The sequence below is a fragment of the Stenotrophobium rhamnosiphilum genome (assembly GCF_003052265.1).
Lineage (GTDB): Bacteria > Pseudomonadota > Gammaproteobacteria > Nevskiales > Nevskiaceae > Stenotrophobium > Stenotrophobium rhamnosiphilum.
In genome coordinates this window covers 509358-522486 of sequence record NZ_QANS01000003.1, presented here as the reverse complement: position 1 = coordinate 522486, position 13129 = coordinate 509358, and the positions used below count along the sequence as shown (strand labels likewise).

The following is a 13129-nucleotide window of genomic DNA, read 5'->3' as shown; positions in this document are numbered from 1 at the left end:
TCGCATTCAATTTAACGTTGCCGCATGTACATCTGCGTATGCAAAGCGGTCACCGACCGACAGATCAAACAGGCCGCTAGCGAAGGCGCGTGCAGCTTGCGTGACCTCACGCGTGAGCTTGGCCTAGGCACCGGCTGCGGCAAATGCGTACCAGCTGCACGCGAAGTACTTGGTGCCTGCCTCATGAGCCAAGCCTCAGCGCAGCAGCAGCCAGACACAGCCCCAGCTACGCAAATTTGGGCAAGCGCTGCACGCTAAGCTGTAAAGGCGCTGCGAATCAGTCGCATAATCATTTAATTTTCCTTACGTAACAATAACTTACGCTGGTCTTCCGTGATTTCGGCAGGTACACTGCCGGCATAATTCAAACCGGAACACCCATGAAAGGCGATGCAAAAGTCCTTGAGTACCTCAACAAGGCTCTAAAGAACGAACTCGGCGCAATCAACCAGTACTTTCTACATGCGCGCATGTTCGATAACTGGGGCCTGAAGAAACTCGGCAAGCTCGAGTACGCGGAATCCATCGACGAGATGAAGCACGCGGACAAGCTGATCAAACGCATCCTATTCCTCGAAGGCCTGCCGAACCTGCAAGACCTCGGCAAGATTTACATCGGCGAAGACGTCAAAGAAGCACTTCAATGCGATCTGCGTCTTGAGCACGAAGCACACCCGCTCTACACCGAAGCGATTGCTCACGCCGAATCCGTGCGCGACTACGTGACGCGCGAATTGCTGCTGGAAATTCAGCACAGCGAAGAAGAGCACATCGATTGGATTGAAGAGCAGCTCGGTCTGATCGAGACGCTGGGCATTCAGAACTACTCGCAGTCTGCGATGGGCGAATTGCCGTCGCCGGGTTAAGCGTTACGCATTAACAAAAAAGCCGCCAGTTATTGGCGGCTTTTTTTATGTACAGGATGTACGGTATGCCGCAGGCGCATGGATGCGCAGGAGCGGCAGGCCTCTTTACCGCGCGAAATGCTCCATCACAAATACCTGCATTTCACCCACCATGAACCCGAGCACCGCACCGACCGTAATCAGAATCCACTCGTCTTGTTGAAACGCAGGACGTAGCAGCGCTTCAAATTCTTCTGGCGTCAGCTCCTGCATTTTTGTCGCCATCGTGTTTTCAAGATCCATCGCCTGCTCAGCGTAGGCTTCGATGTGCGCCATCGTTTCCGGCATGCGCTCCATCATTTGCTCGGCGATGACGGTCTTCATCTCCTGATATTTGTTGCTGCCGACTGCGAACACGACGAAGGGCTTGGCAATACCCGCCTGATCATCAATCACGCGCTGCACTTGTTTCTGAATCAAGTTGAACAAACGATCTGACAAAGGGCCACGCAGCACAGCAGCAATCACTTGCTTCGACGTGACGATTTCCTTGGCAATTAAACGGCCGTATTGCGCAGACACTTCCTTGCGGCGCTTCAAGAACAAACCCTGCCACTCGAAAATGCCCAGGTAACGCGTCGGCTGCTTAGGGTTGAACACCATCTTTAAAGCCAGCCAATCTGTGAACCAGCCAGTGAATCCTCCGAACAGTGGCATCACCCATGGCGAGTGCGTTCCCGCCCACGTCAGCGCTTGCACACAGCCAATGATGAAGCCGAAATACAAACCGGAATTGCGGATGAATCTGAATTCCTTGTCGCCTGCTTCCTGAAAAATACGATTCAGCAAAGGCTTGTTGCGGACAAGATTCGACACCACCATGTCTTTGAGATCGAACACCGAACGAATGTCCGATTTAATGTCGATCATGATCTGGCGAATCATATTGGGCGCATCTGCCTGAATACGGTTGATGATCAACTTCTTCACCGACTCTGGCGCGACTTCCCACAGCCCGGGCGAATAATGGCTCGCTACTTCGCGCGTGATGTCTTCAACTACGCGCAACATCGGCTGTTCAATCACTTCAGCAATACGATCCGGATCAAGTCGATCAAAAATGTCTTCTGGCTTGATCAGCTTGGAGGTCATCGTGTCGCAAGCGATGCTCGCCATCGTCGCCGCCTTGCGCGGCACAATGCCCTGCCAACCGAGATAAGGTTTGATGCCGATGAATTCGATCGGCTCAAACATCATCTTGATCGCAACGATCTTAGTGACAAAACCAATCGCCGCAGCCACGAATGGCATCGACAGATAGAGCAGCCAATTACGCTGCACATCGAGCAAAATTTCCTGCCAATCGAGCATGTGTGCTTTCCCTGATTTTTATCGTTGGTCTGCCGCACGCATGCAACAGATCCTTTATTCCTTCGCCACCTTAGACTCAAACCACAGCGTGCGGCCGATATCGGAGATCTTCAGAGCCCGGCGTGCAATACGCGCACGTTCGCCGCCTTCTTCGATTCGCGCAATGACTTTGCGGACAACGTCGTCTGCTTCCAGCATCTGGTACTCGGTTTCCTGATCGCTGTCTTCCGCCTCGATTTGCACCAACCCCCAGAATTTGAGGCGCTGAATATAGACAGGCACCAGCTCAGGACAACGCACGGAAGCGTATTTGCCAAGGCTGCTAATCCCCTCTTCCACCGTGCGGGGCGAAAAGCCCATCAGCGTGCCGGCTGAGATATTGATCAGCGGAAAACTGCGACCATCCGACAGCAGGGAAAGAATGCGCGCCTCATCCGGCAGCAGGCTGGCCAGAACGCGGGCATGGAAGCCGGTCAGCGCTTCGTCGCGGGACTGTGTATTGGAGGCGTCGAGCAAATCCCGCAGCAGGTCCGACGGCGCACGCGGTTTGCCGCGCCCCCTCTGCGTCACCGATAAATTCAGCACCGCGACCGACGGGCCACGATCAACCTGATCCAGACGCCCTTTGAGTTCCTGCAAAACGCGGTTCTCGATTTTCTCGAGCTGCTCTTGGGCAAACTCGCCGCCCGGCACACGCTGCAACAGCTTTCCGACCAGAGAATTGGTCAAGGATGGTTTGGGTAAGCTTTTCACGACAGACCTCGATAAACACCGGCGCACATGCCTGATGCGCCATGTTAACGCGATCAGCCCGCGGTTTTACCGCTGATTCTTGTAATTTTAGTGATGCGGTTCAGCGCAGGCATCGCGTTCGATTTGCACCGTCGCATGCGCAATGCCGTATTGCTGGCTTAAGAACTCGCCAATCTCGCGCGTGACCTGATCTGTATCGCACTCGCCAGTGATACGCGCGTGCAGAGTCAGCATCTTTTTCTCAGGGCTCAGCATCCAAGCGTGGACGTGGTGCACATCGGTGACGCCCGCAACGGCCTTAGGCAGTTCAGCCTGAAGCTGCACAATGTTCAGATCTTCTGGCGCGCCTTCGAGCAAAACGTGGCCAGACTGCTTGGTGATCTGCCAAGCACCGCGAAGAATCAGCGCCGCAACCAGCACTGACAGCAGCGGGTCAGCCTGCATCCAGCCCGTAAAGAGAATGATCAGCGCCGCAACGATGGCTGCGACTGAACCCAACATATCCGCCAGCACATGCAGCAACGCGCCACGCATATTCAGATTTTCTTTGGCGCCGCCGTGCAAAATCGCGAAGGCCGCGATGTTCACACCCAAGCCGAGCACCGCGACGACGAACATCGGCTGGCCTTGCACCGTCACTGGATTCATTAGGCGCAACGCCGCTTCAACAATGATCCAACCCGAGATCGCAAACAGCGTGACGCCATTCAAAAACGCGGCCAACACTTGCACGCGGTCATAGCCGTAAGAGCGCAGATGGTCGGCTGGGCGACGGCTGATGCGAATCGCCATCCAAGCCAAACCCAGCGACACCGTGTCGGTGAGCATGTGACCTGCATCCGCCAGCAGCGCCAACGATTGCGAGTAAAAACCGGCAATCACTTCCGCGACCATGAATAAACCGGTCAGCGCCAACGCGGCTAGGAGGCGTCGCTCACTCCCAGTGTGAACATGGGAATGCCCATGGCCATGGTCGTGATGATCGTGACCATGCGAATGATCGTGGCCATGATGGTCGTCATGGTCATAATCGTGGGATGAGTGATCGTGTTTGTCAGTCATACGAAAAGGGTAGCAGTCGAGACGGTGACGATATCACCAAAGCCTGTGACCACTGATCAGTCCTTACGTTGTGTAAATGACGGTTAAGCGAGCGCGAGCTGCGAGAAGCAGTGATGCAGCTTGCCGTTGGTCGCGAGCACCGTCGTCGTATCGAGGCCAATCGGGCCGCCGTTAAGATCGGTAAAGGTACCGCCCGCTTCGCGCACGATCACCACCAGCGCAGCGATGTCGAGAATGTTCACATCCGACTCCACCACGGCATCGAGCTTGCCGTTGGCGAGCATGTGGTAATGCAGAAAATCGCCGTAGCCGCGGATGCGGTGCAGCTGCGGAATCAGCTTGCCCAACTCAACCCACTGCGGCGTCTTGGCGAGCGTCGCCAGATTGCCAGTAGAAAGCGTGGCCTTGGCCACCGTGTTGACCGCGCTCACTTCCAACCGCTCTTCGCCCAACCAAGCGCCACGGCCTTTTTCTGCAAAAATAATTTCGCCACGACCACCGTTCCAGCACGGCGCATACGACACGCCCAGAATCAGTTCACCCTTATGCATCAGCGCAATCTGGACCGAGAACATCGGATAGCCACGCACGAAAGCCTTGGTGCCATCGATAGGATCGACCAGCCACAGATAATCAGCGTCCTGCTGGCTCTTACCGGTTTCTTCTCCGTAGAAACCATGCGCCGGGAAACGCGACTGCAACACCGCTTTGATCGCCTTCTCCGCGCCCACATCCACTTCCGTCACCGGGCTCGCGTCAGCCTTGTAGCTGACCTCGAAATTACCCCGATAGGCTTTGCGGATGACGTCTGCCGCAGCTTGGGCGGCGTCGAGGGCGGCGGTAAGGAATTCGCTGGACATGGCACGTACTCAAAAGGCAGGTGCGAATCATACCGGCCTTGAGGCGCAAAGCCGATATCTACCCCATATGTAGCGCTCAAATCCGGGGCCTAAACGCGTACAATCCGCGCGCCACAGGTGTCTCGTCGTAATGACGAGGTGAAACGGGAAGCGAGTTCAATGCTCGCGCTGCCCCCGCAACGGTAAATGGAAAGAACTGGCACAAAGCCACTGGAGAAATCCGGGAAGGCGCTAGGGAAATGTCCATGAGCCCGGAGACCGGCCTGTGTTCACCTACCGTTACATAGCGCCACGGGGACGTGGCGAGGGAGACACAATGAAAGCACCGCTACGCGCGGCCATTCTGGCTGCATTTTTTTCCGTACCTGCAATCTCGGCAAACGCCGATGACACCACTACGGCACCAACCCCACTTGATCCGGTCGTTGTCACCGCCACGCGCACGCCAACGACCGCCGCAGAAACACTAGCCGCCGTCACTGTCATTGATCGCGAAGAGATTAAGCGCGCACAAGCTACCGACGTTGCCGAGCTATTGCGCTATACCGCAGGCATTGATGTCGCTCGCAGCGGCGGCCCAGGCACGCAAACCTCTGTATTTATCCGTGGCGGCGAAAGCGATCACACCCTCGTATTGGTCGATGGCGTGCGCGTAAACCCGTCCACCGCAGGCGGCGCAGCAGTGCAGAACATTGCACCAGAAATGATTGAGCGCATTGAAATCGTCAAAGGCCCACGCTCTACGCTTTATGGATCGGACGCCATCGGCGGCGTAATCAACATCATCACGCGCGCTGGCGGTAATAGCGCAGATGTCAGCGTACGTGGTGGCAGCGAAAATACCCGAGAGGTCACGGGCAACGTCAGCTACAGCGATAAAGGTAATAGCGTGTCGCTGTATGCACAGCACACCAGCACCGACGGCATTCCAGCATTCAACACCGGCGGCCCGGATCGCGCCTACCGTCAGAGCACCATCAATCTCAAAGGCGGCACTCACGTTGGGGCAGTAGAACTGTCAGGCCGCGTTTGGAATACACAAGGCAACTCCCAATACATGGGCTATTGCGGTTTTGTTGTATGCCCAAAATCGCAGGATTTTCACAACCAAGTAATAGAGGGAAATGCCGCCTTCAAGCCCACCAGTAACTGGGATAGCACGCTGAGCCTCAGCCGCATGACTGACGATATCGAACAGACGGCATCTACCGCCTTTGTTCGCACCACGCGTCCACAAGCAGACTGGCACAACGTTCTTTCTTTGGGCCAAGCCAATCGCTTTAGCTTTGGCCTGACGGCAGCACATGAAAACGCTGAATCGCTGTCGTTCGATAGCAGCGAAAACCTTTACACCGCTTTTGTTCAAGATGAATTCAACGCGGGCGCACACCACGCGCTAATCGCAGGCAGCTTTGGTCACTACGGCAGCTTCGGCAATCGCGCTTCGTGGAACGCTGAATACGGTTACGACCTCTTCAAATCAACACGGTTAATTGCTGCAGCGGGCAGTGGCTTCCACGCACCAACGGCGGATGATCGCTTTGGCTTTGGCGGCAATACTGAACTCAAGCCAGAAGAAGCACTGAACTATGAATTGGGCCTTAAACAAAGCATCGGCAAATATCAAACGCTGGATCTGCGTGTATTCCGTACCGACGTCAAAAATCTGATCAGCGTCGAGTGTATTTCGGACTGCGCCGATTGGATGCTGGCCGTTTACCAAGCAGTGAACGTCAATCGCTATCGCAATGAAGGTGTAGAACTGAGCTACAACATTGCAGTTGCAGAATGGTCGGGCCGCATTACCGCTATCTCGCAAAATCCGATCGACCGGGTCACCGGCGCAACGCTATTACGCCGCGCCAAGCAGAGCATCACCGGCCAAATCACGCGTCACTTTGGCAAGCACTATCTCGCCATTGATGCCTCGGGCACCGGCGAGACCCGCGACTTTGGCGGGGTGAAAGTTGGCGGTTACGGATTGCTGGCAGTTTCTGGCGGCTACGATATTAATAACCATCTCAGCTTGCAGGCTCGCGTAAACAATGTGCTCGGCAAAGATTACGAAACCGTCTATGGCTATAACCAGCCGGGAACCAACGGTTACCTCACTCTGCGCTTCGCGTTCTAACTTTTAAAAAGCCGCCCGCATCAAGACGATGCGGGCGGCTTTTTTTATGCACACGATGTGCGGTATGCGGGCGGCGGCAGGATGCCGAAGAGCCCGCAGATGTAAACTGCACTAAACATCTAGGTAGAAACATCATGGGCCACCGCCTCAGCAAAATCGTTACCCGCACCGGCGACAAAGGCACGACCGGCCTTGCCACGGGTGATCGCATTAACAAATCTTCGGCACGCATCAATGCGATTGGCGAAGTGGATGAACTCAACTGTCATCTTGGCATCGTGCTCACGCATGAATTGTCTGACGACATTCGCGCGCCTTTGGCACGTATTCAGAACGAGTTGTTCAATCTGGGTGGCGAGTTGGCGATGCCGCCTGCAGAGCTGATCAAAGAAGTAGATGTTGAAAGGCTCGAAGCAGACGTCGAAGCGCTCAACGCTGATCTGCCACCGCTTAAAGAGTTTGTATTGCCGGGCGGAAATCCGCCTGCTGCGGCTGCGCACTTAGCGCGTGCGGTTGCGCGTCGCGTTGAGCGTTCGCTGTGGGCGTTGCACGCAGAAGAACCGCTGAATGAATTTGCGCCGCGTTATGCCAATCGGCTTTCGGATTTGTTGTTCGTGATCTCTCGCAAACTGGCGCGTGCGAATGGTGGCAAGGAAGTTAGCTGGTCGCATTGATGAACCTGTAGGAGCGCCTCTCAGGCGCGATTGGCGATTGAGCAATCGCGCCTAAGAGGCGCTCCTACAAAAAAACTTCACGCAACAAAAAGGCCGGATTTTCATCCGGCCTTTTTTGTACTCGTTACAGCAGATGTTTAGAACAACTCAACATCCATCGCCATCAATGAATCCGCACCAGCGCGAATCTGCTTGAGGTGCGTTGCGGTTTCTGGAACCAGCTTGGCGAAGTAGAAGCGTGCGGTGAGCAACTTGGCTTTGTAGAAATCGCCTTCAGCCTGTTTCTCCAACGCAATCTTGGCCATGCGAGCCCAGAAGTAGGCGTAAACAAAGTGGCCCATCAGGTTGAGGTAAGGCACCGATGCGGAGCCGATTTCATCTGGGTTCTTCATTGCCTTGGCGCCGATTTCCATCGTCACTTTCTGCACTTCCGTGCCGAGCTCTGCGAGAGGGCCGGTGAATTCTTTCATCGCTTCGTTGCCAGCTTCTGACTTCACGAAGTCGGTGACGATCTTGCCGAACTTCATCAGCTTGGCGCCGCCGTCGGACAACACTTTGCGGCCGAGCAAATCGAGTGCCTGGATGCCGTTGGTGCCTTCGTAAATCATGTTGATGCGGGCGTCACGAACGTACTGTTCCATGCCCCACTCGCGAATAAAGCCGTGGCCACCAAACACCTGCATGCCGAGCGTGGTGCTGACATAGCTCATTTCGGTGATGAAGCCTTTGACAATTGGCGTCAGCAGCGCCATCAGATCAGCGGCCTCCTTGCGGACCTTCTCATCTGGATGGTTGTGTTCTTTGTCGATCATCAAACCCGACCAGTAGGCGAACGCGCGGCCGCCTTCAACGTGGGCTTTCTGCGTGAGCAACATGCGGCGCACGTCAGGGTGAACGATGATCGGATCAGCTGGCTTGTCCTTGAACTTAGGACCGGTCAGCGAGCGCATCTGCAAACGGTCTTTCGCGTAAGCCAGCGAGTTTTGATAAGCGACTTCAGCCAAACCCAGTGACTGCATGCCGACGCCCAAACGCGCGCCGTTCATCATCACGAACATGGCGTTGAGGCCTTTGTTCGGTTCTCCGACGAGCCAGCCGCTGGCGCCGTCGAGGTTCATCACGCAGGTGGCGTTGCCGTGAATGCCCATCTTGTGTTCGATCGAGCCGCACTTGATGCCGTTGCGCGCGCCGAGCGTGCCGTCTGCGTTCGGGATGAACTTAGGCACGACGAACAGCGAGATGCCCTTGGTGCCGGCCGGTGCATCTGGCAGACGTGCGAGCACAAGGTGAATGATGTTTTCGGCGAGGTCGTGTTCACCGGCCGAGATAAAGATCTTGGTGCCGCTGATGGCGTAGCTGCCGTCGGCGTTCGGTTCAGCCTTGCTGCGCAGCAGGCCAAGGTCGGTACCGCAATGCGATTCGGTCAGGCACATCGTGCCGGTCCAATGGCCGGAAACAATCTTCGGCAAATAGGTTTTCTTCAACTCTGGCGTGCCGTGCACACGCAGCGCGGCGTAGGCGCCGTGGGTCAGGCCTGGGTACATGGTCCAAGACTGGTTGGCGGAATTGAGCATTTCGTACAGCACGTTATTGACCACTTCTGGCAGGCCTTGGCCGCCGAACTCAGGGTCGCAAGACAGTGCCGGCCAGCCCGCATCAACAAACTGCGTATAGGCTTCTTTAAAGCCCTTGGGCGCGGTAACGGCACCGGTGGCTTTGTCGTGATGGCAGCCTTCTTCATCGCCCGACTGGTTCAGCGGGAAGGTCACGCTCTGGCTGAACTTGGCAGCTTCTTCAGCAATCGAGTTGATCGTGTCGGCATCCAGCTCGGCATAAGACGGCAGGGTTTTGAACTCCTGCTCAATACCCAAAAGCTCGTGCAAAACGAACTGCATGTCACGCAGGGGGGCGGTGTACTGACCCATAAAAACTCTCCGTAAAGATCAAAAAAGAGGGATGCGCACGAGGCGCCCATAAAATTTGGCGAGCGAAGGCTACCCCAAACAGATTAGCGTGACCATTCCTGACCGTATGGTGGCTGGCCGCAAGAGGGGATTAGTACCTTTTGTTGATTGACGACCTGCCCAGCACGCTCGGATCATAAAAAATAAGAATTTCCACTTTTCATAGCTCCGCGCCTTCGTACGGCCACTCTGGCAGGACGAGGATGACCGAATCTTGCGCCCGAATTTCAGCGTTCCTGTCACTGGATTTTGGCCCTTGTCAGGGGGTTTAGATGAAGAACATCGCTTGGAAATTCCGGGAACACGTCATCGGGGTCTTATCGCTGTCTCACCACCCCACCATGATCGCGATACGCAATGGACAAATGGCCTTGCTGCCCTATGTCTTGGTCATGGGCTTTGCAGTCTTCATGCAAGCAACCGGCCAATTATTTAGGTTTGGCACCCATTTCGAGTTGATCTTCAAAAACCTGTCTTACGTGTTTCAGGTGATGTTTCCTCATGTCATGGTGTTATCACTCGCCTGGCATTTGAATCGGCGTGAGAAATCCGAGACCGCAGTGGTCGGCCTCGTCACCCTGATGGTTTTCTGGGTGCTTTCAGGTTGGGAAAAAATTCTTCTGGCACACAGCGACGTCTCGCTTGGATTGGAAGCAACGTGGGCCGTTTACCCATCGATTGCTTTCACACAATTCACTTTTGTTCGCTGGTGCCGACACTTCAAGGCCAAAGAAAGTCATATCGCCGTCTTGGGCGAAGTATTGACCGCGAATATTCGCTATTTGCTACCCGCGATCTGTACCGTCATAGCGGCCATTGGGCTGCGCATGCTTTTTCAGGAATTCGGCGTTCACATCAATGCCGCTAAGGTTTTTGGCCTGCTAGACGCGTTCCCTTATTGGCTGGACATCCTGATCTTTGTATTCGTACTGCATGTACTGTGGTTTTTCGCCATACACGGCTACTGGACGCTCGCATCACTCTATTTCTTGATCGGCGAGAAGGGCGACGCGCTGGGTTCATATTCTTTGGGCTTTTTGACCCTGTACACCGTGCCTGGCGGGTCCGGTGCAATGCTTTGCTTGCTCATCGTCATTCTCATTTCCAGGTCCACCGCTGTACACCGAAAGCTGGCACTGGTGTCGTCGCCGGTGACCTTGTTCAACATCAGCGAACCTCTGATCTTCGGCATCCCCATCGTTTTCAATCCAAGGATGGTCGCGGCCTACATCTCTGTGCCGATGGTGAACACCATCACCGCAATGATCTTTCTGGAAATGGGCTGGGTCCCTGAGCAGATCAACAAAGTGGACCTGTTTGTCCCGATTTTTCTCAACAGCTACTACGCCTTCGGCGGCATCAATGTCATGTCGATGACGTTGCAGCTCATTTGCTTGCTAACCGGCATTGCCATTTATGGTTATGCGTGGCGCCGATTTGGCGTGACGAGCACTACACGCACCCTTCCAGATATATCCACCAACAATAATGATCAGAGTTCTGAAGTCTCAGCGATTGTAGACGTCAATGCCTGGGATCTAGTCGCAGTGAGCGATACCGCAGATCGCTATATGCGACACGAAAAAGTCCATCGCACGCTGAGCATGGTGAAGAAGGGACAACTCTTCATGATGTATCAACCGTTTTATCAAGAACGCGAAGGCGCAATACATGCCGAAGCGCTGCTGCGCCTGAAAGACGTCGATGGCACGATTCAAGGCCCCGCCTTTCTCGAAGTGCTACGCCAATATCCGGCGGCCATGGCCGAGCTTGAGCGCTGGATCATCTGCAGCGCATGCTCGCAAGCATCCCGATGGCATCAGCTAGGCATTTCCGTCGAGATATTCATTAACGTAACGCCTCTGTTTTTCAGCGATAAAGAAACTTTTGACTACTTCTTGATGCAGATAAAACGCTGCCCAGCCGGTTCAATTGGCATCGAAGTCACCGAACAAACTGTGGTCGACAACATCGAGGATGCACGCCTGAGCATTCGCAAACTTAAAGCTATGGGCGTCAGAATTGCTCTGGATGATTTTGGCACTGGCTATTCTTCATTCACCTATCTGACCGATCTGAATCCGGATATCGTCAAAATTGATAGGTCTCTCGTGCAGAGTGAAGCGCATGACAACCAAATGGTCATGCGAGCGATCGTGGATCTCTGTAAAAACCTGAAACTTAAAGTCGTCGCCGAGGGCGTTGAGATCGAAACGCAAGCCCAGTTCATCAAGAGTTTGGGCGTGGACTACATGCAGGGGTACTTATTCAGTCGCCCTTTGACCGTCGAAAAATTCACGGAAAAATTCAAAGCCAAGCCACGCTGACATCAAACGACTTTTCCGGCCGCGTGGCCCGAGGCCCAAGCCCATTGGAAATTGAAGCCGCCGAGGTGGCCGGTCACATCCAGCACCTCGCCGACGAAATACAGGCCGGAGGCTTTGCGGGATTCCATCGTCGACGAGGAAACCTCGTCCGTACTAACGCCGCCCAAGGTCACTTCCGCAGTGCGGTAGCCCTCAGTGCCGCTGGCGATGATCGGCCAGGCATGGAGCTGGCTCGCAAAGTCCTGCAGTTCAGTGACCTTGTACTGACGCATCGGGCGGCTCTCAAACCAACGCTCACAAAGGCGATGCGCGAGTCGCTTGGGCAACACATCAGCGAGCACGGTTTTCAGCTCGGAAGCGGGACGCTCCTGCAACTGCGCGCGCAAATACTCTTCAAGGTCGCGGTCTGGCGATAGATCAATCCGAAGATCCGCGCCCGGTTGCCAGAATGATGAAATCTGCAGAATCGCCGGTCCGCTGATGCCGCGATGCGTGATTAAAAAACCCGCTTTGAATTTCTGCTTGCCGCAACTCGCTTCGACCAAAGGCAAAGCAACGCCGCTGAGGCCTTCATAGTCATCAAGATGCTTGCCGCTCAAAGTCAGCGGCACCAAACCCGCACGTGTCGGCAGAACAGTGTGGCCAAATTGTTTGGCGAGCTGATAGCCGTAACCGCTCGCGCCCAGACTCGGAATCGATAGGCCGCCGGTTGCAACAACCAGCGATGTCGAATGAATCGGGCCTTGCGACGTGCGTAGTGCAAAACCAGTCTCATCACGACGCACTTCGCTGACTTCGCGATCCACATCAATCTGCACGCCAGCCGCTTCGCATTCATCCAACAACATACGCACGATCAGCTTGGACGATTCATCGCAAAACAACTGCCCGAGTTCTTTCTCGTGATACTTGATGCCGTGGCGCTCCACCATCGCAATGAAATCCCAATGCGTGTAACGCGCGAGTGCGGATTTACAGAAGTGCGGATTTTCTGAGAGAAAGTTTGCAGGCGTGGCATGCAGGTTAGTGAAGTTGCAGCGACCACCACCCGACATCAGGATTTTTTTGCCGACACGATTGGCGTGTTCAATCACACGCACGCTGCGGCCACGTTTGCCCGCCTCAATCGCACACATCAAACC

General features: G+C 54.9%; 11 protein-coding genes and 1 riboswitch. Of the genes, 5 read left to right on the top strand and 6 right to left on the bottom strand.

Features of this window, described 5'->3' with window-relative positions:
- Positions 1-24 precede the first annotated feature (24 nt).
- Together CJD38_RS09940 and bfr are read left to right on the top strand one after the other, a co-directional pair.
- Entirely contained in the window at positions 25-258 is a 234-nt protein-coding gene (locus CJD38_RS09940) for a bacterioferritin-associated ferredoxin (protein WP_107940170.1), read from the top strand.
- Positions 259-380: 122 nt separating this feature from the next.
- Positions 381-866, top strand: a complete 486-nt coding sequence (gene bfr / locus CJD38_RS09935) for a bacterioferritin (protein WP_107940169.1) — start codon at positions 381-383, stop codon at positions 864-866.
- Positions 867-971: 105 nt separating this feature from the next.
- Here the strand turns inward: bfr and CJD38_RS09930 are convergent, their stop codons facing one another.
- The 4 genes from CJD38_RS09930 to CJD38_RS09915 all read right to left on the bottom strand — a co-directional run bounded on the left by CJD38_RS09930 (position 972) and on the right by CJD38_RS09915 (position 4891).
- On the bottom strand, positions 972-2216 hold the full coding sequence (locus tag CJD38_RS09930) for a DUF445 domain-containing protein (protein WP_107940168.1): 1245 nt from the start codon (positions 2214-2216) through the stop codon (positions 972-974).
- A 54-nt stretch (positions 2217-2270) separates the two neighbouring features.
- Complete coding sequence (locus CJD38_RS09925) at positions 2271-2969, bottom strand: Abi-alpha family protein (protein WP_161554205.1); 699 nt, start codon at positions 2967-2969, stop codon at positions 2271-2273.
- Positions 2970-3056: 87 nt separating this feature from the next.
- Entirely contained in the window at positions 3057-4031 is a 975-nt protein-coding gene (locus CJD38_RS09920; RefSeq protein ID WP_107940166.1) for a cation diffusion facilitator family transporter, read from the bottom strand.
- An 83-nt stretch (positions 4032-4114) separates the two neighbouring features.
- A complete protein-coding gene (locus CJD38_RS09915) occupies positions 4115-4891 on the bottom strand; it encodes an inositol monophosphatase family protein (protein ID WP_107940165.1) in 777 nt (258 codons plus the stop codon).
- A gap of 98 nt (positions 4892-4989) precedes the next feature.
- A riboswitch (cobalamin riboswitch) is annotated at positions 4990-5172 on the top strand.
- Between the two features lie 35 nt (positions 5173-5207).
- On the opposite strand from CJD38_RS09915, the gene CJD38_RS09910 reads away from it, so the two are divergent.
- On the top strand, positions 5208-7022 hold the full coding sequence (locus CJD38_RS09910) for a TonB-dependent receptor domain-containing protein (RefSeq protein ID WP_107940164.1): 1815 nt from the start codon (positions 5208-5210) through the stop codon (positions 7020-7022).
- Between the two features lie 134 nt (positions 7023-7156).
- Positions 7157-7696, top strand: coding sequence for a cob(I)yrinic acid a,c-diamide adenosyltransferase (locus tag CJD38_RS09905; protein WP_107940163.1), 540 nt, complete (start codon positions 7157-7159; stop codon positions 7694-7696).
- A 137-nt stretch (positions 7697-7833) separates the two neighbouring features.
- Here CJD38_RS09905 and CJD38_RS09900 read toward each other — a convergent pair whose 3' ends face one another.
- Complete coding sequence (locus CJD38_RS09900; protein ID WP_107940162.1) at positions 7834-9621, bottom strand: acyl-CoA dehydrogenase C-terminal domain-containing protein; 1788 nt, start codon at positions 9619-9621, stop codon at positions 7834-7836.
- A 311-nt stretch (positions 9622-9932) separates the two neighbouring features.
- Here CJD38_RS09900 and CJD38_RS09895 point away from each other — a divergent pair, with 311 nt between their 5' ends.
- On the top strand, positions 9933-11987 hold the full coding sequence (locus CJD38_RS09895; protein ID WP_107940161.1) for an EAL domain-containing protein: 2055 nt from the start codon (positions 9933-9935) through the stop codon (positions 11985-11987).
- Positions 11988-11989: 2 nt separating this feature from the next.
- Here the strand turns inward: CJD38_RS09895 and CJD38_RS09890 are convergent, their stop codons facing one another.
- On the bottom strand, positions 11990-13123 hold the full coding sequence (locus tag CJD38_RS09890) for a BaiN/RdsA family NAD(P)/FAD-dependent oxidoreductase (RefSeq protein ID WP_107940365.1): 1134 nt from the start codon (positions 13121-13123) through the stop codon (positions 11990-11992).
- Between the last annotated feature and the right edge of the window lie 6 nt (positions 13124-13129).

Coding starts and splice junctions, on each gene's coding strand:
- CJD38_RS09940 (WP_107940170.1), top strand. CDS start 25: ATGTACATCTGCGTATGCAAAGCGGTCACCGACCGACAGATCAAACAG.
- bfr (WP_107940169.1), top strand. CDS start 381: ATGAAAGGCGATGCAAAAGTCCTTGAGTACCTCAACAAGGCTCTAAAG.
- CJD38_RS09930 (WP_107940168.1), bottom strand. CDS start 2,216: ATGCTCGATTGGCAGGAAATTTTGCTCGATGTGCAGCGTAATTGGCTG.
- CJD38_RS09920 (WP_107940166.1), bottom strand. CDS start 4,031: ATGACTGACAAACACGATCACTCATCCCACGATTATGACCATGACGAC.
- CJD38_RS09915 (WP_107940165.1), bottom strand. CDS start 4,891: ATGTCCAGCGAATTCCTTACCGCCGCCCTCGACGCCGCCCAAGCTGCG.
- CJD38_RS09910 (WP_107940164.1), top strand. CDS start 5,208: ATGAAAGCACCGCTACGCGCGGCCATTCTGGCTGCATTTTTTTCCGTA.
- CJD38_RS09905 (WP_107940163.1), top strand. CDS start 7,157: ATGGGCCACCGCCTCAGCAAAATCGTTACCCGCACCGGCGACAAAGGC.
- CJD38_RS09900 (WP_107940162.1), bottom strand. CDS start 9,621: ATGGGTCAGTACACCGCCCCCCTGCGTGACATGCAGTTCGTTTTGCAC.
- CJD38_RS09895 (WP_107940161.1), top strand. CDS start 9,933: ATGAAGAACATCGCTTGGAAATTCCGGGAACACGTCATCGGGGTCTTA.
- CJD38_RS09890 (WP_107940365.1), bottom strand. CDS start 13,123: ATGTGTGCGATTGAGGCGGGCAAACGTGGCCGCAGCGTGCGTGTGATT.